A 23,027-nucleotide genomic window follows, 5' to 3' on the forward strand; every position below is an offset into this window, starting at 1 on the left:
TCCACTTAGCAGGGTAAAGATGATTCATGTATACCATCAGCGAAGGTTACGCCCCGTTTCGACGCTATCAAACCTGGTTCCGCGTTTGCGGCGATATCGATAGCGGGCTCACGCCGCTGGTCATCGCCCACGGCGGGCCGGGGTGCACGCATGATTATGTTGATGCGTTCCGCGATATCGCCCTCAGCGGGCGGGCGGTGATCCACTACGATCAGTTAGGCAACGGGCGCTCAACCCATCTCCCGCAGCAGCCCGCCGACTTCTGGCAACCGGCGCTGTTCCTCGACGAACTGGCTAACCTGCTGCAGCATCTCAATATTGCCGATAATTACGCCCTGCTCGGCCAATCGTGGGGAGGTATGCTCGGCGCGGAGCACGCCGTGACGCGGCCAAAGGGGTTAAAGGCACTGATCATCGCCAACTCCCCGGCATCGATGGCGCTGTGGCTACAGGGAGCGGCCAGGCTGCGGGCGCAGCTTCCCGCCGACGTCCAGCAGACGCTGCTGGCCCATGAAGCGGCGGGAACGCTGGACAGCGCGGAATATAAGGCGGCAAGCCAGGTATTTTATCAACGCCACGTCTGTCGGCTCGATCCCTGGCCGGCGGAAGTGCGGCGTACCTTCGATGCCATGGATGCCGATCCGACGGTTTATCACGCCATGAATGGCCCAACCGAATTTCACGTCATCGGCAGCATGAAAGCGTGGACGATTATCGACCGCCTCGCGCGCATTACGGTTCCGGTCCTGCTGATTTCGGGGCGCTACGATGAAGCCACCCCGGAGGTGGTACAACCCTTTATGGACCACATCCCCGACGCGGAGTGGGTCATTTTCGAAGCCTCAAGCCATATGCCGCACGTCGAAGAACGCGAGCTGTGCATGAAGACAGTGAACGACTTTTTAACCCGCGCGATAAACGAAAAGCCGCTTACAGCGCCAGCCCGCCTCCGCCGCTGAACGGCCGCTCGCCGGCGATTTTCATCACTTCGGCCCCCAGGGTGACAAACGGCGCCCGACGGCTGGCATAAATCAGCCCGCCCGATGTCGGGCGGACCGCTTTGACCATATCGGTCAGCGGATCGATGATTTCCGCAACCACATCGTCGGCGCTGACCCACTCGCCGGGCTGTTTTAACAGCACCAGGATGCCGGTGGCCGGGGCGGTAACAATCTCCCCGGCGGCAAACGGCAGCATTACCGTTTCCTGCTGCGGAATCTCAGGCCTCGAGCCAGCCAGTACGCCGCGGTACTGCAGGTAGCGATAAAGACGTTCGGCATCGTCGCAAGCGGTGGCGTGATCCACCTCCTGCTGGCCGCGCAGTTCGACGGTCACCGCCATACAGCCGGGCTGCTGCTGCGACTGCAATGAATCAAGCGCCGTCAGGCGCTGCCACGGCAGGCCGCAGGCCTCATCAAAGGAATGACCGCCGCTCTCCTGCGACAGCAGTACCGCGCCGACGCCGAGAAAAGCCGCCAGAACCTTCGCCTCGCGTTGCCAGGCCGGGTCAGCGTAGAGATGTAAAATCGCCTGGTCATCGCAGTGCAGATCGAGCACCAGATCGGCATCGCAGGCGAGGCCCAGCAGATGATGGCGCAGGGCCTGAACTTCGCTGACAACGGGCAGCGCCGCCAGCGCATCCCGCATCGCCGCGCGCACCTGCTGCAGATACTCGCGGCGCGAGCCGGGCGATGGCGGACGCAGATAGGGCTGCGCCAGGGCAGCCAGATCGGGGAAGTCGCGGTTAAAATTACGCCCGCTCGCCAGATCGAAACGACCTACGCCGCCGCTGAGCAGCACCTGGGCCAGCCCCGGCGGGTTGGCCACCGGTACGAGAATGATTTCGCCGCGCAGCTCGCCGCGCCGTTCCGCCTGGCTGAGTAATCTTTTAAGATAATGCAGAACCAGCATGCCCGGAATTTCATCGGCGTGCAGCCCCGCCTGCAGATAGACCTTCTCTCCTGTGCCGGGCGCGCCGAAATGAAAATGGCTTAATTGCCGCTGCCCACCGAGTGCATGTTCAGGTAATGTATAGTGTTTAATTTTCATTGGACGTCCTGGTTGTGGAAAAGAAAATCCGGCTTGACCGTATCGATCACAAGATCCTTGAAATCCTGCGCCGGGATGGCCGCATTTCTTATCAAAAGCTCTCGGAGCAGGTAAACCTTACCGCCCGTCCGTGCCTGGAACGGGTGCGCAGCCTCGAGCGCGACGGCATTATTCGCGGCTACAGCGCCATTGTAGAACTGCCCGAGCCGGAGCACGCGTTTGTGGTGCAGGCGCAAATCGCGCTGGCCGACCACGGGCGATCGCAGCCGGTGTTTGAACAGGAGATGCGCCAGACGCCCGAAGTGCTGGACTGCTGGCTGGTCAGCGGCAGCTTCGACTTTCTGGTGCGTATCGGCTGTCGCAGCATGGCGCACTACTGCCAGCTGGCGGATAGCTGGCTGACCAGTAAAAAGTTTCACGTTGATAAAATCGTCACCCTCACCGAACTGCAGGCCATTAAGCGATCCTGACTAGCCGCGACGGATAAACGCCAGCCAGCGCCGCTCGGCGCGCGCGAAGGTGAAAATCAGCAAAAAGGTGCAGAGCAGATACAGCGCCGCGGCCATCAGAAACGGAATAAACGGCGAATAGGTCATGGCGTAGAACGCGCGGGCCACGCCGGTAATATCCAGCAGGGTCACGGTGCTGGCCAGCGACGTGGCGTGCAGCAAAAAGACCATTTCATTATTCAGCGCCGGGATCCCGCGCCTCAAGGTCGCGGGCAGAACCAGACGGCGAATAATCTGCCATTTCCCCATCCCGTAGGCTTCTCCGGCGACCCACTCCTGGCGCGGGAAAGTCACCATCATCCCCGCCAGCAGCTCCGCGACGTACGCGGCAGTGTTGAGCACCAGCGCCAGGGTGGCGCAGAAGGTCGCATCGCGAAACAGCAGCCAGAACGGCTGGTCGTTCATCCAGCCCGTCTGTACGATATCGAACTGCGACAGGCCGTAGTAAATCAGCATCAGTTGGAGATAGAGCGGCGTGCTGCGAAAAAAATATGTAAACGCGCGAATGGGTAGCGCCAGCCCGCGCGGGCCGTACACCTGCCCCACCGCCATCGCTATCGCCAGCGCCATCCCGGGAACGATGGAGAGTAAAAACAGCTCCGCCGTGACCGCCAGTCCGCTGGCGGCGCCGTTGCCGTCGCTCCACAAAAAGCTCGGGATCGCATCGATAAAGGTTTGCAGATTCATAAGGCCGCCCCCGCCGTGGAAGAGCGCAGCGCGTAACGCTTCGCCAGGCGGCTGAACAGCCAACTGGAGAGCGCGGTAATCACCATGTAAATCAGCGAGACCAGAAAGTAGAAGAGGAACGGCTTTTGCGTGGCGCGCCCGGCCTGTTCGGCCAGCCAGACCATATCCTCAAGGCCGAGGATCGACACCAGCGCCGACGCTTTCATCAGCCCCAGCCAGTTGTTGTTGATGCCCGGGATCGCGAAGCTCAGCATCTGTGGCAGCATCACCCGGCGGAACACCGTCCAGGGTCGCATCCCGTAGGCCTGCGCGGCTTCGGTTTGCCCGCTATCGACAGTCAGAAACGCGCCGCGAAAAGTCTCGGTGTAATAGGCGCCGAAAACAAAACCAATCGCCAGCACGCCGGAGATAAAAGTATTGAAGCGTACCGGCCCCAGCCCCACCAGACCCAGCAGCAGGTTAACCAGCATCTCGCCGCCGAAAAACAGCAGCAGCATAATTACCAGCTCCGGGATCCCGCGTACCAGCGTAGTGTAGGCGGTGGAAAACAGGCGCAGCCACGGCGGGCCGAAGAGCTTAATCAGCGAGTTAATCAGCCCCAGCAGCAGAGCGACCAGTAATGAAGAGAGCATCACGCACAGCGAAAGCGCCGCGCCGCGTAACAACAGGGGTAAATAGTCTGCGACCATATTCAGCCTTCCGCGGAGGTCGTAAAGGGGCGCAGGCCAGCGCCCACGCCCGTACCTTTACGACTTATTTGCCATAAATATCAAAGCTAAAGTATTTTTTCTGAATGGCGTCATAGGTTCCGTCGGCGCGGATTGCCTTAATGGCCCCGTTCAGCGCATCGCGCAGCGCCGGATTGTCCTTATTGACCGCAATCCCGACGTCGGAGGAGATCCCGCCATCCTGGATAACCGGGCCGGCAAAGGCGAATTTCTGCCCGCGCGGCGTATCGATAAAGCCGGTCGCCGCCTGGATATTATCCTGCAACGCGGCGTCGATGCGCCCGGAGAGCAGGTCGAGATAGACATTATCCTGGTTAGCGTAACCGACAATTTTCACGCCGTGGTTGGCCCAGTTGGCCTTCGCAAACGCTTCATGGGTGGAGCCCGTCTGGACGCCGACGGTTTTGCCTTTCAGGCTGGCGGCATCCGGCAGTAGCGGGCTGCCTTTGCGCGCCACCAGCTGCGCCGCGCTGCGGTAGTAGCGGTCGGTGAAATCCACTTCCTTTTTACGTTCATCGGTAATATTGAGCGAGGCGATAATGGCATCGAACTTATGCGCGTTGAGGGCGGCGATCATGCTCTCAAAGGGCTGCTTCACGAAAACGCATTTGGCTTTTAGCTGGGTGCACAGCGCGTTAGCGATATCAATATCAAAGCCGGTGATTTCGCCGCTGGGCGCCAGCACGTCAAAAGGCGGATAGCCGCCATCGACGCCAAAGCTGATGGTGTCAAACTGCTGGGCGGCCAGCGGCGCGCTCAGCGCCATACAGGCCAGTAATGCGGCAAGGCGTATTTTCATTTTGATTCCCCGGTGTTGGCGCGATGATTAAAAACGCAGTGAGAGGCAGGTCAGGCCGCCATCCATTTTCTTAAATTCGCTGGTGTCGAGCTGCACGATAGGCATTCCCAGCTTGCTGATTTCACCGAGGGTATGGGGATAGCCCTGCGGCGTAATTAAGGTATCGTTAATCCACAGCGTATTTCCGGCGTAGGCCTCCTCTTCCGGGATGACGATGCTGTTGAAACCGCTAAACGCCGGATGGTTAACGTAGCCTTCCGTCAGCAGCAGCGTATTGCGGCCAACGTAGTTGACGATTGATTTCAGATGCAGACCGGCGCTGACTTCGATCGCCGCGACCTGATAGCCGTGCGGCTCAACGGCGGCGGCAAACTCGCGGATCCCCTGCTCATCGGTGCGCGCCGTCAGGCCGATAAAAAACTGTTTGTCCACCAGCAGCACGTCGCCGCCGTCCATATGCCCGCGCTCGCTCATCCGCACCAGCGGACGGAAACCCGCCAGCACCGGCGCAATAGTATCGACTTCGCCCTGACGGCTCGGCGCGCCCGGATGGGTAATCACCGCCAGTTCCGGCATGACCACGGCGGTATCTTCAACAAAGTGCGCATCAGGATAATCTGCCGCCGGGGGCAGGACCGTGACCTTCAGGCCAAGCTGCAGTAGGGTTTCCACATAGGCGAGAAACTGGTGGCTGGTCGTGGCGATATCCGGCGCGCCCAGCTGGGCGGTAGTTTGTCCCGCGCCGCAGGTGGCGGCCGGTAGGCGGGCGATAGCCTGGGTAAAATGCATAAAGAACCCTCTGGTATTGGTCGCATTGTTAAGGCAAAACGGTGAGTGAATTTGATTATTAATCAGATGCCGCCGCCAATCAGGCTGAATCACTTCCCCGGGCCGCTTATTCACGCTGTATATCAGTTCAGGTTCGACGTATTCCGCTGTTGGCACCCTGAAAGCGCCGAATGAGGGTAATAAGCATCCCTGTTCGCCAGGCCGGCAGCGGAAAATGACTAAGCGTAAATTGCGCGTAAATATTCACCGTAAACGGCTCAGCGAAAAGCCTTTTTTACAGACATATCTGGACAGTCTTTTCATAATTCCTCCATTTTTAAGCGGCGTTCGCTGGCTAAACTAGTATCATTCCGTGAAACGTTTCAGGATGAGATCGCAAATTAATGAAAGGTAGCAATAAAAGCCGTTGGGCAGCCGTGCTGGTGGTGGCAATCATCGCGGGTGCCGCGTACTGGTTTTGGCAGGGTCGCGAAGCGGCAAGCACGCCGTCGGCAACGTCGGCAGGTCCGGGGCCCGGCGGCGGGCGTCCTGGCCGTTTTGGCGCCGCCCTCGCGCCGGTGCAGGCGGCAACCGCCACCAGCGAAGCGGTGCCCCGCTATCTTTCCGGTCTCGGTACGGTAACGGCGGCGAATACCGTCACCGTTCGCAGCCGCGTCGACGGTCAGCTTCTGGCCATCCATTTTACCGAGGGCCAGCAGGTTAAAGCGGGCGATCTGCTCGCGGAAATCGACCCCAGCCAGTTTAAAGTCGCCCTCGCCCAGGCCGAAGGCCAGCTGGCGAAAGATCGGGCCACCCTGGCCAATGCCCGCCGCGATCTGGCGCGCTACCAGCAGTTGGTGAAAACCAATCTGGTTTCCCGTCAGGAGCTGGATACCCAGCAGTCGCTGGTCAGCGAAACCCAGGGCACGATCAAAGCGGACGAAGCCGCCGTCGCCAGCGCCCAGCTGCAGCTGAACTGGAGCCGCATCACCGCGCCGATCGACGGCCGGGTCGGCTTAAAGCAGGTGGATATCGGCAACCAAATCTCCAGCGGCGATACCACCGGGATCGTGGTGCTGACGCAAACCCACCCGATCGACGTCGTGTTTACGCTGCCGGAAAACCAAATCGCCACGGTGGTACAGGCGCAAAAAGCGGGGAAAAAGCTGGTCGTCGAAGCCTGGGACCGCACCAATAAACAGAAAATCAGCGAAGGCTCACTGCTGAGCCTCGATAATCAGATTGACGTCACCACCGGCACCATCAAGCTGAAAGCGCGCTTCACTAACCAGGACGATGCCCTGTTCCCGAATCAGTTCGTCAACGCCAGGATGCTGGTCGATACCGAGCAGAACGCGGTGGTGATCCCAACCGCCGCGCTGCAAATGGGTAACGAAGGTCATTTTGTCTGGGTTCTGAACGATGAGAACAAAGTCAGCAAGCACACCGTCACGCCGGGTATTCAGGACAGCCTGAAAGTGGTGATTAACGCCGGGCTTTCCGCCGGCGATCGCGTGGTGACCGACGGTATCGACCGTCTGACCGAAGGCGCGAAGGTTGAAGTGGTGGAAGCCCAGGATGCGGCTACCGCCGCCGAGCCGGCGAAAGCCACCAGCCGCGAATACGGTAAAAAAGGAGCGCGCTCCTGATGCAAGTGTTACCGCCGAGCAGTACGGGCGGCCCATCCCGTCTGTTTATCATGCGCCCGGTCGCCACCACGCTGTTAATGGTGGCCATTATGCTGGCCGGGATTATCGGCTATCGTTTCCTACCGGTTTCGGCGCTGCCGGAAGTGGACTACCCAACGATTCAGGTGGTGACCCTCTATCCCGGCGCCAGCCCGGACGTGATGACCTCGTCGGTGACCGCCCCGCTGGAGCGGCAGTTTGGCCAGATGTCCGGCCTTAAGCAGATGTCTTCCCAGAGCTCCGGCGGCGCGTCGGTGGTCACGCTCCAGTTCCAGCTCACGCTACCGCTGGACGTCGCTGAGCAGGAAGTGCAGGCGGCCATCAACGCCGCCACCAACCTGCTGCCTTCGGATCTGCCTAACCCGCCGGTCTACAGCAAAGTGAACCCCGCCGATCCGCCGATTATGACCCTCGCGGTCACCTCTTCCGCCGTGCCGATGACCCAGGTCGAAGATATGGTCGAGACCCGCGTGGCGCAGAAAATCTCCCAGGTTTCCGGCGTCGGGCTGGTGACTCTGGCGGGCGGGCAGCGCCCGGCGGTACGCGTCAAGCTCAACGCCCAGGCGATCGCCGCCCTCGGTTTGACCAGCGAAACGGTGCGCACCGCGATTACCAGCGCTAACGTCAATTCGGCGAAGGGTAGCCTCGACGGCCCGTCGCGGGCGGTCACCCTCTCCGCCAACGATCAGATGCAGTCGGCGGAGGATTACCGCCGCCTGATTATCGCGTACCAGAACGGCGCGCCGATTCGCCTCGGCGACGTCGCCACCGTGGAGCAGGGCGCGGAAAACAGCTGGCTCGGGGCATGGGCCAACAATCAGCGGGCGATCGTCATGAACGTCCAGCGCCAGCCGGGGGCGAATATTATCTCGACCGCCGACAGCATCCGCCAGATGCTGCCGCAGCTCACCGAAAGCCTGCCGAAATCGGTTAAAGTGCAGGTGCTTTCCGACCGCACCACCAATATCCGCGCGTCGGTCAGCGATACCCAGTTTGAACTCATGCTGGCCATCGCCCTGGTGGTGATGATTATTTACGTCTTTCTGCGCAACGTCCCGGCGACAATTATTCCCGGCATCGCCGTGCCGCTATCGCTGGTCGGCACTTTCGCGGTAATGGTGTTTCTCGATTTCTCGATTAACAACCTGACGCTGATGGCCCTGACCATCGCCACCGGCTTTGTGGTCGATGACGCCATCGTGGTGATTGAAAACATCTCCCGCTATATCGAGAAAGGCGAAAAGCCGCTGGCCGCCGCCCTGAAAGGGGCCGGGGAGATCGGCTTTACCATTATCTCCCTGACTTTCTCGCTGATTGCGGTGCTGATCCCGCTGCTGTTTATGGGCGATATCGTGGGTCGTCTGTTCCGCGAATTCGCCATCACCCTGGCGGTGGCGATTCTGATTTCCGCGGTGGTGTCGCTGACCCTGACGCCGATGATGTGCGCCCGCATGCTCAGCCATGAATCGCTGCGCAAGCAGAATCGCTTCTCGCGCGCCAGCGAACGCTTTTTTGAGCGGGTGATCGCCGTCTATGGCCGCTGGCTGAGCCGGGTGCTGAATCATCCGTGGCTGACCCTGAGCGTGGCCCTCAGCACCCTGGCGCTGTCAATTATACTGTGGGTATTTATTCCGAAAGGCTTCTTCCCGATTCAGGACAACGGCATTATCCAGGGCACGCTACAGGCGCCGCAGTCCGCGTCGTTCGCCAATATGGCCGAGCGCCAGCAGCAGGTGTCAGCGGCGATACTTCAAGATCCGGCGGTGGAAAGCCTGACCTCCTACGTCGGCGTCGACGGCACCAACCCGGCGCTGAACAGCGCCCGCCTGCAGATTAACCTCAAGCCGCTCGATGAACGCGACGATCGGGTACAGACGGTGATTGGCCGTCTGCAGAACGCGGTGAGCGGCATCCCCGGCGTCGAGCTCTATCTCCAGCCGACCCAGGATCTGACCATTGACACCACCGTCAGCCGCACCCAGTACCAGTTCACCCTGCAGGCGAACTCGCTGGACGCGCTCAGCAACTGGGTCCCGCAGCTGCTGGCCCGGCTGCAGGCGCTGCCGCAGCTCTCCGACGTCAGCAGCGACTGGCAGGATAAGGGCCTGGCGGCGTATATCAACGTTGATCGCGACAGCGCCAGCCGTCTCGGCATCAGCATGGCGGACGTCGATAACGCCCTGTATAACGCCTTTGGGCAACGTCTGATTTCCACCATCTATACCCAGGCGAACCAGTACCGCGTAGTGCTGGAGCATGATACCCAGGCCACGCCGGGGCTGGCGGCGCTGGACAATATCCGCCTCACCAGCAGCGACGGCGGGATCGTGCCGCTCACCACGATCGCCAAAGTCGAACAGCGTTTTGCTCCGCTATCGATTAACCACCTCGATCAGTTCCCGGTCACCACCATTTCGTTTAACGTCCCGGACAACTATTCGCTGGGCGATGCGGTCGAGGCGATTCTTAGCGCCGAGCAGGCGCTGGAATTCCCGAGCGATATCCGCACCCAGTTCCAGGGCAGCTCGCTGGCCTTCCAGTCGGCGCTCGGCAGTACCGTCTGGCTGGTGGTCGCCGCGGTGGTGGCGATGTATATCGTCCTCGGCGTGCTGTATGAGAGCTTTATTCATCCGATCACCATTCTCTCCACCCTGCCGACGGCCGGCGTCGGCGCGCTGCTGGCGCTATGGCTGGCCGGGAGCGAGCTGGACGTTATCGCCATTATCGGCATCATCCTGCTGATCGGCATCGTCAAGAAAAACGCCATCATGATGATCGACTTCGCGCTGGCCGCCGAACGCGAACAGGGTATGCCGCCGCGCGAGGCGATTTATCAGGCCTGTCTGCTGCGTTTTCGCCCGATCCTGATGACCACCCTCGCCGCCCTGCTCGGCGCGCTGCCGCTGATGCTCAGTACCGGCGTCGGCGCGGAGCTGCGGCGACCGCTGGGGATTGGCATGGTCGGCGGCCTGATGCTCAGCCAGGTGCTGACGCTGTTCACCACGCCGGTTATCTATCTGCTGTTCGACCGCCTGTCGCTGTATATGAAGAGCCGCTTCCCGCGGCGTGAGGAGGAGGCGTAAGTGAAGTTTTTCGCCCTCTTCATTTATCGTCCGGTGGCGACGATTCTGCTTTCGCTCGCCATTACGCTGTGCGGCATCCTCGGCTTCCGCCTGCTGCCGGTGGCGCCGCTGCCGCAGGTGGATTTCCCGGTGATCATGATCAGCGCCTCGCTGCCCGGCGCGTCGCCGGAGACCATGGCCTCGTCGGTGGCGACCCCGCTGGAGCGCTCTTTGGGGCGGATTGCCGGGGTCAATGAGATGACCTCCTCCAGCTCGCTCGGCAGTACGCGAATCATTCTCGAGTTCAACTTTGACCGCGACATCAACGGCGCGGCCCGTGACGTGCAGGCGGCGATTAACGCCGCGCAAAGCCTGCTGCCGAGCGGCATGCCGAGCCGTCCGACCTACCGCAAAGCCAACCCGTCCGACGCGCCGATCATGATCCTCACCCTCACCTCGGATACCTGGTCCCAGGGTGAGCTGTACGACTTCGCCTCTACCCAGCTGGCGCAGACCATTGCCCAGATTGACGGCGTCGGCGACGTTGACGTCGGCGGCAGTTCGCTGCCCGCGGTACGCGTCGACCTCAACCCGCAGGCGCTGTTTAACCAGGGCGTGTCGCTGGACGCGGTGCGAACCGCCATCAGCAACGCCAACGTGCGTAGACCGCAGGGGGCGCTGGAAGACGCAACCCACCGCTGGCAGGTAGCGACCAACGACGAGCTGAAGACCGCCGCCGAATACCAGCCGCTGATCGTGCGCTACAATAACGGCGCGGCGGTGCGCCTCGCCGACGTCGCCAACGTCACCGACTCGGTGCAGGACGTGCGCAACGCCGGGATGACCAACGCCAAACCGGCGATTTTGCTGATGATCCGCAAGCTGCCGGAAGCCAATATCATTGAGACGGTGGACAGTATTCGCGCCCGCCTGCCGGAGCTGCAACGCACCATCCCGGCCTCTGTCGATCTGCAAATCGCCCAGGACCGTTCGCCGACCATCCGCGCCTCGCTGGAGGAAGTCGAGCAAACGCTGGTGATTTCGGTGGCGCTGGTGATCCTCGTGGTCTTCCTGTTCCTGCGCTCGGGCCGCGCGACGCTGATCCCGGCGGTGGCCGTTCCGGTATCGCTGATCGGCACCTTCGCCGCCATGTACCTGTGCGGCTTCAGCCTCAATAACCTGTCGCTGATGGCGCTGACTATCGCCACCGGCTTCGTGGTCGATGACGCCATCGTGGTGCTGGAGAATATTTCCCGTCATCTCGAAGCCGGCATGAAGCCGCTGCAGGCCGCGCTGCAGGGGAGCCGGGAAGTCGGCTTTACCGTCCTGTCGATGAGCCTGTCGCTGGTGGCGGTGTTCCTGCCGCTGCTGCTGATGGGCGGCCTGCCGGGAAGGCTGCTGCGCGAGTTCGCCGTCACTCTGTCGGTGGCGATCGGCATCTCGCTGGCGGTCTCCCTGACCCTGACGCCGATGATGTGCGGCTGGCTGCTGAAAAGCGGCAAGCCCCACGAGCCGACGCGCAAGCGTGGTTTTGGCCGCCTGCTGGTGGCGATTCAGGGCGGTTACGGTAAGTCGCTGAAGTGGGTGCTGAAGCACAGCCGCTTAACCGGCCTGGTGCTGCTCGGCACCATCGCGCTAAGCGTCTGGCTCTATATCTCGATACCCAAAACCTTCTTCCCCGAGCAGGACACCGGGGTGCTGATGGGCGGTATCCAGGCGGACCAGAGCATCTCGTTCCAGGCGATGCGCGGCAAGCTGGAGGACTTTATGAAGATCATTCGTGAAGATCCGGCGGTAGACAACGTCACCGGTTTTACCGGCGGCTCGCGGGTCAACAGCGGGATGATGTTTATCACCCTGAAGCCGCGCGATGAGCGCCATGAGACGGCGCAACAGATTATCGATCGGCTGCGCAAAAAGCTGGCGAAGGAGCCGGGGGCCAACCTGTTCCTGATGGCGGTACAGGATATCCGCGTCGGCGGCCGTCAGGCCAACGCCAGCTACCAGTATACGCTGCTGTCGGACGACCTCGCGGCGCTGCGGGAATGGGAGCCGAAAATCCGCAAAACGCTGGCGGCGCTGCCGGAGCTGGCGGACGTTAACTCCGACAGTCAGAATAACGGCGCGGAGATGGACCTGATCTACGATCGCGATACCATGTCGCGGCTCGGCATCAGCGTGCAGGACGCCAACAATCTGCTGAACAACGCCTTCGGCCAACGGCAGATCTCTACCATCTACCAGCCGCTGAACCAGTATAAAGTGGTGATGCAGGTCGACCCGGCCTACACCCAGGACGTCAGCGCCCTCGATAAGATGTTTGTGATCAACAGCGAAGACAAGCCGATTCCGCTTGCCTATTTCGCTAAATGGCAGCCGGCCAACGCGCCGCTGTCGGTGAACCACCAGGGGCTGTCGGCGGCATCGACCATCTCCTTTAACCTGCCTACCGGCAAGTCGCTGTCGGAAGCCAGCGATGCCATCAACCGGGCGATGACCCAGATTGGCGTGCCATCCAGCGTCCGCGGGTCGTTCGCCGGGACCGCACAGGTGTTTCAGCAAACCATGAACTCGCAGGTGATCCTGATACTGGCGGCCATCGCCACGGTCTATATTGTGCTGGGGATCCTCTATGAGAGCTACGTTCATCCGCTGACTATTCTGTCGACCATTCCGTCCGCCGGCGTCGGCGCGCTGCTGGCGCTGGAGCTTTTCGATGCCCCGTTCAGCCTAATCGCGCTTATCGGGATTATGCTATTAATTGGCATCGTGAAGAAAAACGCCATCATGATGGTCGATTTCGCCCTTGAGGCGCAACGCAACGGCAACCTGCCGCCGGAAGAGGCGATCTTCCAGGCCTGTCTGCTGCGCTTCCGGCCGATAATGATGACCACCCTGGCGGCGCTGTTCGGCGCGCTGCCGCTGGTGCTCTCCGGCGGCGACGGCTCCGAGCTGCGCCAGCCGCTGGGGATTACTATTGTCGGCGGTCTGGTGATGAGTCAGCTGTTGACCCTGTACACCACGCCGGTGGTCTATCTGTTCTTCGACCGTCTGCGGCTGCGTTTTTCGCGAAAAGTCCATCAACCGGTAAGCGAATAACATGACAGACCTCCCCTCCAGCGTGCGCTGGCAGCTATGGATAGTGGCCTTCGGCTTCTTTATGCAAGCGCTGGATACCACTATCGTTAACACCGCTCTCCCCTCGATGGCGAAAAGCCTCGGGGAGAGCCCGCTGCATATGCATATGGTTATCGTCTCCTATGTCCTGACGGTTGCGGTGATGCTGCCCGCCAGCGGTTGGCTGGCGGACCGCGTTGGGGTACGCAATATCTTTTTCTGCGCCATCGTGCTGTTTACCGCTGGCTCCCTGTTCTGCGCCCAGGCCGCCACCCTCGATGGGTTAATACTCGCCCGCGTGCTGCAGGGCGTCGGCGGCGCGATGATGGTTCCCGTGGGCCGCCTGACGGTGATGAAAATCGTCCCGCGCAGCCAATATATGGCGGCGATGACCTTCGTCACCCTACCCGGCCAGGTGGGCCCGCTGCTCGGCCCGGCTCTCGGCGGAATGCTGGTGGAGTACGCCTCGTGGCACTGGATCTTTCTGATCAACATTCCGGTCGGCATTATCGGCGCCATCGCCACGTTGTGCCTGATGCCCAACTACACCCTGCAAACCCGCCGCTTCGATCTCTTCGGCTTTGTTTTGCTGGCCGCCGGTATGGCGACGCTGACCCTGGCGCTGGACGGCAGCAAAGGGCTCGGGATCTCACCTCTGTGGCTGGCGGGGCTGGTGGCGGTCGGCGTGGCGTCCATTCTCTACTATTTGTGGCACGCGCGCGGCAACCGCAATGCGCTGTTTAGCCTTAAGCTATTCAACAACCGCACCTTTTCGCTCGGCCTTGGCGGCAGCTTCGCCGGGCGTATCGGCAGCGGTATGCTGCCGTTTATGACCCCGGTGTTTTTACAGATCGGCCTCGGCTTCACGCCGTTCCACGCCGGTCTGATGATGATCCCGATGGTGCTCGGCAGCATGGGGATGAAGCGCATCGTAGTCCAGGTGGTCAACCGCTTCGGCTACCGTCGGGTGCTGGTGGCCTCGACTATCGGCCTCGCGCTGGTCAGTCTGCTGTTTATGGCCGTCGCCCTCGCGGGCTGGTACTGGCTGCTGCCGGTGGTGCTGTTTATGCAGGGGATGATCAACGCCAGCCGCTTTTCTTCTATGAATACGCTGACCCTGAAAGACCTGCCTGACGATCTGGCCAGCAGCGGCAACAGCCTGCTGTCGATGGTCATGCAACTGTCGATGAGTATCGGCGTGACCGTCGCCGGCATGCTGCTGGGTCTCTATGGCCAACAGCATATCAGCGCCGATGCGGCGACCACGCACCAGGTTTTTCTCTATACCTACTTAAGCATGGCGGTGGTTATCGCGCTGCCCGCGCTGATTTTTGCCCGCGTACCGGACGATACCACGGTCAATACCGTGATTCGTCGCCGTAAAAGGAGTGAGTCTTGAAGTTCTGGCGTCCCGGCATTACCGGCAAGCTGTTTATCGCGATTCTTACCACCTGCATCGTGCTGTTGATCAGCATGCACTGGGCGGTGCGCATCAGCTTTGAACGCGGATTTATCGACTATATCAAGCGCGGCAATGAACAGCGGCTGACGATGCTCGGCGATGCCCTGAGCGAGCAGTATGCCCAGCACGGCAGTTGGACGTTCCTGCGCAACAACGACCGCTTTATTTTTCAGTTGCTGAGAACCTTTGAACGCGACAACGACGACCGCTCGCCGCCGGGCCGCGGTATGGGTCATGGACCGAGGGATGAACTGCACGGTGGCACCGGCCCCGAAGAGATGCCGCCGGGTGCCGCGCCGGACCGGCCGCTCGACGGTCCACGCGGCGATCGTGGCGATCGCGGTCCCGGCCCCGATATGCCTCCCCACGGCTGGCGTACCATGTTCTGGGTGGTCGATCAAAAAGGGCGCGTACTGGTGGGTCCGCGCGAGCGCGTGCCGCAGGACGGGACCCGGCGCAGTATTATGGTCGACGGCGTTGAGGTTGGCGCGGTTATCGCCTCGCCGGTTGAACGCCTGACGCGCAACACCGATATCAACTTCGACCGCCAGCAGAAGCGCACCAGCTGGCTGATTGTCGCCCTCGCCACGTTGCTGGCGGCGTTGGCCACTTTCCCGCTGGCGCGCGGCCTGCTCGCGCCGGTCAAACGGCTGGTTGAGGGGACGCACCGTCTGGCGGCCGGGGATTTCTCCACTCGCGTTGCCGCCACCAGCAGCGATGAGCTGGGGCGTCTGGCCAAAGATTTTAACCAGTTAGCCAGCACCCTTGAGCGCAACCAGCAGATGCGCCGGGACCTGATGGCCGATATCTCCCACGAGCTGCGCACGCCGCTGGCGGTGCTGCGCGGCGAGCTGGAGGCGATTCAGGATGGGATCAGGAAATTCACCCCGGATTCCATCGCCTCCCTGCAGGCGGAGGTCGCCACCCTCACCAAACTGGTCGATGATTTGCACCAGCTGTCGATGTCCGATGAAGGCGCCCTCTCCTACCAGAAAAGCGAGGTGGATATCATCAACCTGCTGGAGGTCGCCGCCGGCGCGTTTCGCGAACGCTTCGCCAGCCGCGGGCTGTCGATCGGCGTTTCGCTGCCGGAAAGCGCGACGGTTTTCGGCGACCGGGATCGCCTGATGCAGCTTTTTAATAACCTGCTGGAAAACAGCCTGCGCTATACCGATAGCGGCGGCGGCCTGCAGATTAACGCCAGTCAGAGCGGCGATAGGCTGATTCTCGATTTCGCCGATAGCGCCCCCGGTGTCACCGATGAACAGCTGGAGCGGCTGGTTGAGCGTTTTTACCGTACTGAAGGGTCACGCAATCGTGCCAGCGGCGGCTCTGGTTTAGGGCTGGCGATTTGCCTTAACATCGTCGCGGCCCACGGCGGCACTTTGCGTGCCGGCCATTCGCCTTTGGGCGGGGTTAGCATTAAAGTAGAACTACCTCTGGAACGTAATTTATCGAGAGACGTATGACTGAATTACCTGTTGATGAAAACACGCCACGCATTCTTATCGTGGAAGATGAGCCCAAGCTGGGTCAGCTGCTGATCGATTATCTTCAGGCGGCGGGCTATGCGCCGACGCTGATTAATCACGGCGATCGGGTTCTCCCGTACGTTCGCCAGACGCCGCCGCATCTGATCCTGCTGGATCTGATGCTACCCGGCACCGACGGCCTGACCCTGTGTCGGGAAATCCGCCGTTTCTCTGAGGTTCCGGTGGTGATGGTGACCGCCAAAATCGAAGAGATCGACCGCCTGCTGGGGTTAGAGATCGGCGCCGATGATTATATCTGTAAGCCCTACAGCCCACGCGAGGTGGTGGCCAGGGTCAAGACCATTCTTCGCCGCTGCAAACCGCAGCGCGATCTGCAGGCGCTGGATGCGGAAAGCCCGCTGATTGTTGACGAGGGGCGCTTCCAGGCCTCCTGGCGCGATAAGCTGCTGGACCTCACCCCCGCCGAGTTCCGCCTGCTGAAAACCCTCTCCCAGGAGCCGGGTAAAGTCTTCTCGCGCGAACAGTTGCTGAATCATCTGTACGATGATTATCGGGTGGTCACCGACCGAACGATCGACAGCCATATCAAGAACCTGCGGCGTAAGCTGGAGTCGCTGGACGCCGATCAGTCGTTTATCCGCGCGGTGTACGGCGTTGGATACCGCTGGGAAGCCGACGCCTGCCGGCTGGCGTAATTGGCCATCTGCCCCATATTTTCCCCGGCTTGCGCTGCGCATAGCCGGGCTACAGACTCACTTCAGTCCGGCCTGGCGGCTAAGCCATAATCTGAGAATACCCTCGCTGATAAGAAATGGCCTGACAGTATGTTATATTGCGCATGGATATTTTCTTATACGTTGGATGGTATAAAAGAATGATAATAAAAGGAAAAATAGGACTTTCCTGTACTCTTCTTCTGCTCTGCGCCGCTGCCAGAGCAGAAATCACCGAGCAGCAGATCGAGGCCGACTGCGCAAAAATCCCGGTCTGGGCCCGCCAGGGCGAGCAGTACTATAAAGCCAAAAACTACCCTAAAGCGCGCAACGCTTTCGAGCAGCAGGCTGCGTGGAGCGAAAGCTGTGCCCTTGATGACAGCGCCATCGCCACGGCCTACAACAACGTGGCGCTGACCTGGATACGCGAAGGCCAATGGCGTAAAGCCCGCGCCTGGCTGATGATAAGGCCGAACGACAGCAAGTCAGTTTACAATCTGGGGCTTATCAAAGATAAGCTGGCCGCCATGCCGCAGCCTGTTTCAGCAGCGGGAGAGTACTGGCGCTATGCCGGGCGCGCCTCCTGGAACGTCCTTAGCTTGAAGCCTTTACCACAATCATCACAGTATTACGTTGATTTTCAAGGCTATTATTTCGGTCTAATGGGAATGTATGCCGGCCCCAACATGGGGGAATTCTCTGAAACGGTTACGCTTAACAACAACCACGCCGTCGTAGCGCTTCGCGAAGGGGATGTTATTCACTGTAATATCTCACTGGCGTTTTCTTCGCAGGCTATCGACGCCAGTACCGATACCCCTGCGGACTGTGGTTTTGGTATGAACGTCAGGGCCGACGGGCGCTATCTGCGCGTTGATTAAACCGGACGGTTTACTCCCCTCTCCCGCAGCGCTACAATGCCCGCCCTTAATGTGGGGGCACTCCCCAACTCGCCGCACCGGGTGCGGCGAATCTGACCTGTCATCAGAACGAGAAAATCATGTTTAAACCGGAACTCCTTTCCCCGGCGGGAACGCTGAAAAATATGCGTTACGCTTTCGCTTATGGCGCAGACGCCGTCTATGCGGGCCAACCGCGCTACTCGCTGCGCGTGCGTAATAACGAATTCAATCACGAAAATCTGCAGCTCGGCATCAACGAAGCCCACGCGTTGGGTAAAAAGTTCTATGTGGTGGTCAATATCGCGCCGCATAACGCCAAGCTGAAAACGTTTATTCGCGATCTGAAGCCGGTAGTGGAAATGGGGCCGGATGCGCTGATCATGTCCGATCCGGGGTTAATCATGCTGGTGCGCGAGAATTTTCCCGACATGGATATTCACCTCTCGGTACAGGCTAACGCCGTCAACTGGGCAACGGTCAAGTTCTGGCAGCAAATGGGGCTGACCCGCGTTATTCTCTCCCGCGAGCTGTCGCTGGATGAGATCGCCGAAATTCGTAGCCAGGTGCCGGAGATGGAAATCGAAATTTTCGTTCACGGCGCGCTGTGCATGGCCTACTCCGGCCGCTGCCTGCTCTCGGGCTATATCAACAAACGCGACCCAAACCAGGGGACCTGCACCAACGCCTGCCGCTGGGAGTATAACGTCCAGGAGGGCAAAGAAGACGACGTCGGCAATATCGTTCACAAGCACGAGCCGATCCCGGTGCAGAACGTCGAGCCGACGCTGGGCATCGGCGCGCCCACGGACCAGGTGTTTATGATTGAAGAAGCCAAGCGCCCGGGCGAGTACATGACCGCTTTCGAAGACGAACACGGCACCTACATCATGAACTCGAAAGATCTGCGCGCGATTGCCCACGTTGAGCGCCTGACCCAGATGGGCGTCCACTCGCTGAAAATCGAAGGCCGCACCAAATCACATTACTATTGCGCCCGTACCGCTCAGGTCTACCGCAAGGCCATTGACGACGCTGCCGCTGGCAAACCGTTCGACACCTCCCTGCTGGATACCCTGGAAAACCTCGCCCACCGTGGCTATACCGAAGGCTTTCTGCGCCGCCATACCCACGACGACTACCAGAACTACGAGCACGGCTACTCCGTATCCGAACGCCAGCAGTTTGTCGGCGAATTTACCGGCGAGCGCAAAGGCCAGCTGGCCGCGGTGGCGGTGAAAAACAAATTTTCCGTCGGCGACAGCCTTGAGCTGATGACCCCGCAGGGCAACGTCAACTTTACCCTTGAGCATATGGAAAACGGCAAAGGCGAAATCATGCCGGTCGCGCCGGGCGATGGCCACACGGTATGGCTGCCTGTTCCGGAAGATATGGCGCTGCAGTATGCGCTGCTAATGCGCAATTTTGCAGGCCAGACGACCAGAAACCCGCACGGTAACTAGTTAATCAGGGTTATTTTTTCACGATGTAAAGATATTAGAAACGGATCACATACCGTTTCGTTCAAAGCAGATATCATCCATTTCGCTGAAAAACATAACCCATAAATGCTAGCTGTACCAGGAACCACCTCCTTAGCCTGCGTAATCTCCCTTACGCGGGCTTATTTTTTATCTCCCCCCCGTCCTTCCCTTTCTTCATGCGGTACACTTTATGCATTACTGAGCAACAAAGGTCCCCTGATAATGTCCACGTTTCCAGCCAGCTTACTGATTCTGAATGGCAAAGGCGCCAATGAACCGTCGCTACGAGAGGCGGTTAAACTGTTACGCGACGAAGGAATCGATATTCACGTCCGCGTGACCTGGGAAAAAGGCGATGCCGCTCGGTTTATCGATGAGGCCCTGAAGCTGAATGTCGAAACGGTGATTGCCGGCGGCGGCGATGGCACCATCAACGAGGTGGCGACGGCGCTGGTTGAGCGCGATGGCGATATGGCGCTGGGAATTTTACCGCTGGGCACGGCGAACGATTTCGCTACCAGCGTCGGTATCCCCCAGGATCTGGCCAGCGCCTTGAAGCTGGCCATCGTTGGCCGCGACGTGGCGATAGATATTGCGCGGGTTAATGATAAGACCGGTTTTATTAATATGGCCACCGGCGGCTTTGGTACCCGAATCACGACCGAAACCCCGGAGAAACTCAAGGCCGCGCTCGGCGGCGTCTCTTATTTAATCCACGGCCTGATGCGCATGGATACGCTTAAGCCGGACCGCTGCGAAATCCGCGGCGAGAACTTTCACTGGCACGGCGACGCGCTGGTCATCGGTATCGGCAACGGACGCCAGGCCGGAGGCGGCCAGCAGCTGTGCCCGGAAGCGTTAATTAACGACGGTCTGCTGCACCTGCGCATCTTCACCGGCGAAGAGCTGATCCCCACGCTGTTCAGCACCCTCGCCAATCCGGAAAACTCACCGAATATTATCGACGGCGTCTCATCGTGGTTTGAGATAACCGCTCCCCACGAGATGACGTTTAACCTCGACGGCGAACCGCTAACCGGCAAAACCTTCCGGATGGAGCTCTTACCGGCCGCGCTGCGCTGCCGACTGCCGCCCGACTGCCCATTGTTACGCTAATCAAGCCTCGCAAAGTAAAGACGGCGCCCGGCTGGTATACAGCAGCCGGGTACGCTCGTTAAGCCGCTGGATGTTCAGGTAAAACGGCACCTGCGGCTGCAGGAAAAACGAGGGCAGGATGCGCTTTATGTGCTCCTCCTGCTCGGTCTCGCCGATGCTGGCCGAGACGGTTTCCGAACGCAGGAAGTAGTGCTGGCCGTCGCGGGTAAAGCTAAACCAGATGTTCTGATTAATGGTAAACGACTCGCCCTGCGGCGGCGTAATTTCCCCGCGAACAATCACCAGCCCGCGGCTGCTATCAAATACGTAGCGTAACGAAATATCGCCCTGGTAACCCGCGTTAAATAACCGCAGCTCCCCGCTACACTGAAAATGGTTGCGCTGCCAGTATTGCCACGATTTTATTGCCACCCCAGTTAATATGCCGATAAATACGATAGTGATTAACCAGTTAATTTCACGCCGGCGCATTGACTACCTCCTTAATGTAATATTTGGTGAGGCATTGATTATCACGCCATTGACTAAATTTTTGCTGACAGCTAATCACAGAAACGCGGGCTTCCCCAGGATAAAGCGTCAAATAAATCCACGAATATTTTTCGCAATCAAATTTGCTACGATTGATAAAAGTCGTATGCCGAACGTGATCTACCACATCGTCATTGGCAAAAAAATGACATTGTTGCGAAAATTTAGCATTAATGGGCACATAAGTTTGCAAATAAGAGTCGAATTCTGTGTGCCACGCAACAAAACCGCCCACCAGACAGCTCAGCAGTGCCGCAAGCCCCCACAGAAGAGAGCTTCGCGGCCTTAACCGCTTTTTTCCAGGCACACTCGCAGCAGCGACCTCCTTATGTACAGGCTCGTCAACATGCGAGCATTGTTCCTCCGCGACCGGCGTCTTTATCGCCTCATCCGGCTGAAATTCCGCCATCGTTAATGTCGCTTCGAGCCTGACCCCCACTCTCGGCACCGTTATAATAATATCTTCCTCGACGCCCAGTTCCTTAAATGCGCGGCGCAGCAGAGAAATATTCTGGTAGAAACCGTTGCTGGTCACCTGAGCACCATGCTTTATCCACACTTCCTCAAAGAAGGTTTCACGGGCTACGGTTTTGCCATCCTGCTGAATAAGCAGCAACAGGCAGCGACTGGCCGGCATATTTAATGATACCGCTTTCGTCTCGTCAGCAATGAGTATTAAAACACTACGTTGCGGAGTAAATTCCACTATTCCATTAATCGTATATTTTTCCATCCTGTTCCCTGAGCGTGGTAATCATGTGGATAAGCGACATGGATACCGTATATTAAATACGATAATCCTCCATGACGGAGATGACAGTTTAAGATTTTTCGCAAGCGAGTTTACTCTATTACTCAGCGGAACTGGAGGCACAATGCGCAGTTTTTCCTTGCTATTAACAAGGTTTAAGTGAATTTACAGAATGGATGATTTTTTACTTTAAACAGAAAATGGTCGTTTATGTCATTAAAAACCATAAATATAAATTATAGTTCCACATAATTTCATTTACACGAAAGATATTATCATTTTAGATCTAAACACCACTTTTACATTAATATACGATATTTATAACTATAAATACATATAGCTTCAATGTTTTATCTAAAAAATGGCGCATACCCCGGTAGAGAATGCGCCATGTTGCCTAGTACATAGACACCGCCCGCGCCATTTCGCGCGTATATTGCTGGCTTGCGTTAACCAGCATCTGCGTATAGGCCGTTTGCGCTTCACCGTTGACCAGCGCGTCCACCGTCAAAGTTTCGAGGATCTTGCCATACTGCATCACCGCCACTTTCTGGCATAAGTGGGCAATAACCCCGAGATCGTGGGTGACCATCAGGTAAGTGAGCTTAGCCTCCTGCTGCAGCTCCGCCAGCAGGTTGAGGATCTCGGCCTGCACCGACACATCCAGCGCCGATGTCGGCTCATCCAACAGCAGCACCTGCGGCTCAAGGATCAGCGCTCTGGCAATTGCCACGCGCTGCCGCTGGCCGCCGGAGAGCTGGTGCGGATAGCGTTCGCGAAAGGCCCGATTTAGGCCCACTTTGTCCAGCAGCATATTCATCCGCCGGTCGCGATCGCGAATGCGATGAATCTGTAGCGGCTCCTCGAGGATGTCGCCAATGGTGTGACGGGGATGCAGCGAACCGTACGGATCCTGAAAAACCATCTGCACCTGCCGGCAGCGCTCGCGGTTAATCTCATGGCCTAAACGCTGACCATCGATTGCCAGCTCCCCCTGCCAGTGGGTAAACAGCCCGGCCAGACACTTCAGCACCGTGGTTTTACCGGAGCCGGACTCGCCCACCAGACCGTAAATCTCGCCGGGCCTGACGTGGAAATTAACGTCGTACAGCACCTGATTGCGCTTCTCCCCTTCGCCGAACGCGAGGTTGAGATGTTTCACTTCAATCAT

General features: G+C 59.1%; 19 protein-coding genes. 11 read left to right on the forward strand and 8 right to left on the reverse strand.

From position 1 onward, the window contains the following. Positions 1 to 26 precede the first annotated feature (26 nt). Positions 27 to 959 carry a proline iminopeptidase-family hydrolase gene (locus tag IYV58_RS18240; protein WP_049113253.1) on the forward strand — a complete coding sequence of 311 codons (933 nt, stop codon included), beginning with the start codon at positions 27 to 29 and terminating at the stop codon, positions 957 to 959. Here IYV58_RS18240 and IYV58_RS18245 read toward each other — a convergent pair. After that, positions 931 to 2,049, reverse strand: a complete 1,119-nt coding sequence (locus IYV58_RS18245) for a succinylglutamate desuccinylase/aspartoacylase family protein (protein ID WP_087829100.1) — start codon at positions 2,047 to 2,049, stop codon at positions 931 to 933. The two genes, IYV58_RS18240 and IYV58_RS18245, sit on opposite strands and share 29 nt — an antisense overlap. Positions 2,050 to 2,063: 14 nt before the next feature. On the opposite strand from IYV58_RS18245, the gene IYV58_RS18250 reads away from it, so the two are divergent. Continuing rightward, positions 2,064 to 2,519 carry an Lrp/AsnC family transcriptional regulator gene (locus IYV58_RS18250; protein WP_004122605.1) on the forward strand — a complete coding sequence of 152 codons (456 nt, stop codon included), beginning with the start codon at positions 2,064 to 2,066 and terminating at the stop codon, positions 2,517 to 2,519. Here IYV58_RS18250 and IYV58_RS18255 read toward each other — a convergent pair whose 3' ends face one another. The 4 genes from IYV58_RS18255 to IYV58_RS18270 all read right to left on the reverse strand — a co-directional run bounded on the left by IYV58_RS18255 (position 2,520) and on the right by IYV58_RS18270 (position 5,561). Further along, the gene (locus IYV58_RS18255) at positions 2,520 to 3,245 is read right to left on the reverse strand and encodes an ABC transporter permease (protein ID WP_004122607.1); all 726 of its coding nucleotides are present in this window, start codon (positions 3,243 to 3,245) and stop codon (positions 2,520 to 2,522) included. Next, positions 3,242 to 3,934: an ABC transporter permease gene (locus tag IYV58_RS18260; protein ID WP_024359158.1), complete on the reverse strand. Its 693-nt coding sequence runs from the start codon at positions 3,932 to 3,934 to the stop codon at positions 3,242 to 3,244. The genes IYV58_RS18255 and IYV58_RS18260 overlap by 4 nt, the downstream gene beginning before the upstream one ends. Positions 3,935 to 3,998: 64 nt before the next feature. Then, on the reverse strand, positions 3,999 to 4,772 hold the full coding sequence (locus tag IYV58_RS18265; protein ID WP_004122619.1) for an ABC transporter substrate-binding protein: 774 nt from the start codon (positions 4,770 to 4,772) through the stop codon (positions 3,999 to 4,001). A 27-nt stretch (positions 4,773 to 4,799) separates the two neighbouring features. Next, the gene (locus tag IYV58_RS18270; RefSeq protein ID WP_004122631.1) at positions 4,800 to 5,561 is read right to left on the reverse strand and encodes a dimethylarginine dimethylaminohydrolase family protein; all 762 of its coding nucleotides are present in this window, start codon (positions 5,559 to 5,561) and stop codon (positions 4,800 to 4,802) included. A gap of 383 nt (positions 5,562 to 5,944) precedes the next feature. Here IYV58_RS18270 and IYV58_RS18275 point away from each other — a divergent pair, with 383 nt between their 5' ends. The 9 genes from IYV58_RS18275 to yegS all read left to right on the forward strand — a co-directional run bounded on the left by IYV58_RS18275 (position 5,945) and on the right by yegS (position 20,574). After that, on the forward strand, positions 5,945 to 7,189 hold the full coding sequence (locus IYV58_RS18275; RefSeq protein ID WP_087829102.1) for an MdtA/MuxA family multidrug efflux RND transporter periplasmic adaptor subunit: 1,245 nt from the start codon (positions 5,945 to 5,947) through the stop codon (positions 7,187 to 7,189). Beyond that, on the forward strand, positions 7,189 to 10,311 hold the full coding sequence (locus IYV58_RS18280) for an MdtB/MuxB family multidrug efflux RND transporter permease subunit (RefSeq protein WP_004122635.1): 3,123 nt from the start codon (positions 7,189 to 7,191) through the stop codon (positions 10,309 to 10,311). Before IYV58_RS18275 ends, IYV58_RS18280 begins: the two co-directional genes overlap by 1 nt. Then, a complete protein-coding gene (gene mdtC / locus IYV58_RS18285) occupies positions 10,312 to 13,389 on the forward strand; it encodes a multidrug efflux RND transporter permease subunit MdtC (protein ID WP_195729180.1) in 3,078 nt (1,025 codons plus the stop codon). Position 13,390: 1 nt separating this feature from the next. Continuing rightward, the gene (locus tag IYV58_RS18290) at positions 13,391 to 14,806 is read left to right on the forward strand and encodes an MFS transporter (protein WP_142983529.1); all 1,416 of its coding nucleotides are present in this window, start codon (positions 13,391 to 13,393) and stop codon (positions 14,804 to 14,806) included. Continuing rightward, entirely contained in the window at positions 14,803 to 16,338 is a 1,536-nt protein-coding gene (gene baeS / locus IYV58_RS18295) for an envelope stress sensor histidine kinase BaeS (RefSeq protein WP_195729181.1), read from the forward strand. Before IYV58_RS18290 ends, baeS begins: the two co-directional genes overlap by 4 nt. Continuing rightward, a complete protein-coding gene (gene baeR, locus IYV58_RS18300) occupies positions 16,335 to 17,057 on the forward strand; it encodes an envelope stress response regulator BaeR (RefSeq protein WP_004122643.1) in 723 nt (240 codons plus the stop codon). The genes baeS and baeR overlap by 4 nt, the downstream gene beginning before the upstream one ends. 179 nt (positions 17,058 to 17,236) lie before the next feature. After that, a complete protein-coding gene (locus IYV58_RS18305; protein ID WP_142446780.1) occupies positions 17,237 to 17,956 on the forward strand; it encodes a tetratricopeptide repeat protein in 720 nt (239 codons plus the stop codon). Between the two features lie 119 nt (positions 17,957 to 18,075). Next, on the forward strand, positions 18,076 to 19,437 hold the full coding sequence (gene yegQ / locus IYV58_RS18310; RefSeq protein ID WP_004122648.1) for a prephenate-dependent tRNA uridine(34) hydroxylase TrhP: 1,362 nt from the start codon (positions 18,076 to 18,078) through the stop codon (positions 19,435 to 19,437). Between the two features lie 243 nt (positions 19,438 to 19,680). Next, a complete protein-coding gene (yegS, locus tag IYV58_RS18315; RefSeq protein WP_004122651.1) occupies positions 19,681 to 20,574 on the forward strand; it encodes a lipid kinase YegS in 894 nt (297 codons plus the stop codon). Here the strand turns inward: yegS and IYV58_RS18320 are convergent, their stop codons facing one another. The 3 genes from IYV58_RS18320 to IYV58_RS18330 form a co-directional block, all read right to left on the reverse strand. Continuing rightward, positions 20,575 to 21,045, reverse strand: coding sequence for a hypothetical protein (locus IYV58_RS18320; RefSeq protein ID WP_004122654.1), 471 nt, complete (start codon positions 21,043 to 21,045; stop codon positions 20,575 to 20,577). Further along, complete coding sequence (locus IYV58_RS18325) at positions 21,032 to 21,838, reverse strand: winged helix-turn-helix domain-containing protein (RefSeq protein WP_004122656.1); 807 nt, start codon at positions 21,836 to 21,838, stop codon at positions 21,032 to 21,034. Before IYV58_RS18325 ends, IYV58_RS18320 begins: the two co-directional genes overlap by 14 nt. A gap of 415 nt (positions 21,839 to 22,253) precedes the next feature. Next, positions 22,254 to 23,027: an ABC transporter ATP-binding protein gene (locus IYV58_RS18330; RefSeq protein WP_004122658.1), complete on the reverse strand. Its 774-nt coding sequence runs from the start codon at positions 23,025 to 23,027 to the stop codon at positions 22,254 to 22,256.

This window comes from Klebsiella sp. BDA134-6, assembly GCF_015601345.1.
GTDB classification, from domain to species: Bacteria; Pseudomonadota; Gammaproteobacteria; order Enterobacterales; family Enterobacteriaceae; genus Klebsiella; species Klebsiella grimontii.

Excerpts from the sequence above, each read along its gene's own strand:
- IYV58_RS18240 (WP_049113253.1), top strand. The coding sequence starts at position 27 with ATGTATACCATCAGCGAAGGTTACGCCCCGTTTCGACGCTATCAAACC.
- IYV58_RS18245 (WP_087829100.1), bottom strand. The coding sequence starts at position 2,049 with ATGAAAATTAAACACTATACATTACCTGAACATGCACTCGGTGGGCAG.
- IYV58_RS18255 (WP_004122607.1), bottom strand. The coding sequence starts at position 3,245 with ATGAATCTGCAAACCTTTATCGATGCGATCCCGAGCTTTTTGTGGAGC.
- IYV58_RS18260 (WP_024359158.1), bottom strand. The coding sequence starts at position 3,934 with ATGGTCGCAGACTATTTACCCCTGTTGTTACGCGGCGCGGCGCTTTCG.
- IYV58_RS18265 (WP_004122619.1), bottom strand. The coding sequence starts at position 4,772 with ATGAAAATACGCCTTGCCGCATTACTGGCCTGTATGGCGCTGAGCGCG.
- IYV58_RS18270 (WP_004122631.1), bottom strand. The coding sequence starts at position 5,561 with ATGCATTTTACCCAGGCTATCGCCCGCCTACCGGCCGCCACCTGCGGC.
- IYV58_RS18275 (WP_087829102.1), top strand. The coding sequence starts at position 5,945 with ATGAAAGGTAGCAATAAAAGCCGTTGGGCAGCCGTGCTGGTGGTGGCA.
- IYV58_RS18280 (WP_004122635.1), top strand. The coding sequence starts at position 7,189 with ATGCAAGTGTTACCGCCGAGCAGTACGGGCGGCCCATCCCGTCTGTTT.
- IYV58_RS18290 (WP_142983529.1), top strand. The coding sequence starts at position 13,391 with ATGACAGACCTCCCCTCCAGCGTGCGCTGGCAGCTATGGATAGTGGCC.
- baeR (WP_004122643.1), top strand. The coding sequence starts at position 16,335 with ATGACTGAATTACCTGTTGATGAAAACACGCCACGCATTCTTATCGTG.
- IYV58_RS18305 (WP_142446780.1), top strand. The coding sequence starts at position 17,237 with ATGATAATAAAAGGAAAAATAGGACTTTCCTGTACTCTTCTTCTGCTC.
- yegQ (WP_004122648.1), top strand. The coding sequence starts at position 18,076 with ATGTTTAAACCGGAACTCCTTTCCCCGGCGGGAACGCTGAAAAATATG.
- yegS (WP_004122651.1), top strand. The coding sequence starts at position 19,681 with ATGTCCACGTTTCCAGCCAGCTTACTGATTCTGAATGGCAAAGGCGCC.
- IYV58_RS18320 (WP_004122654.1), bottom strand. The coding sequence starts at position 21,045 with ATGCGCCGGCGTGAAATTAACTGGTTAATCACTATCGTATTTATCGGC.
- IYV58_RS18325 (WP_004122656.1), bottom strand. The coding sequence starts at position 21,838 with ATGGAAAAATATACGATTAATGGAATAGTGGAATTTACTCCGCAACGT.
- IYV58_RS18330 (WP_004122658.1), bottom strand. The coding sequence starts at position 23,027 with ATGATTGAAGTGAAACATCTCAACCTCGCGTTCGGCGAAGGGGAGAAG.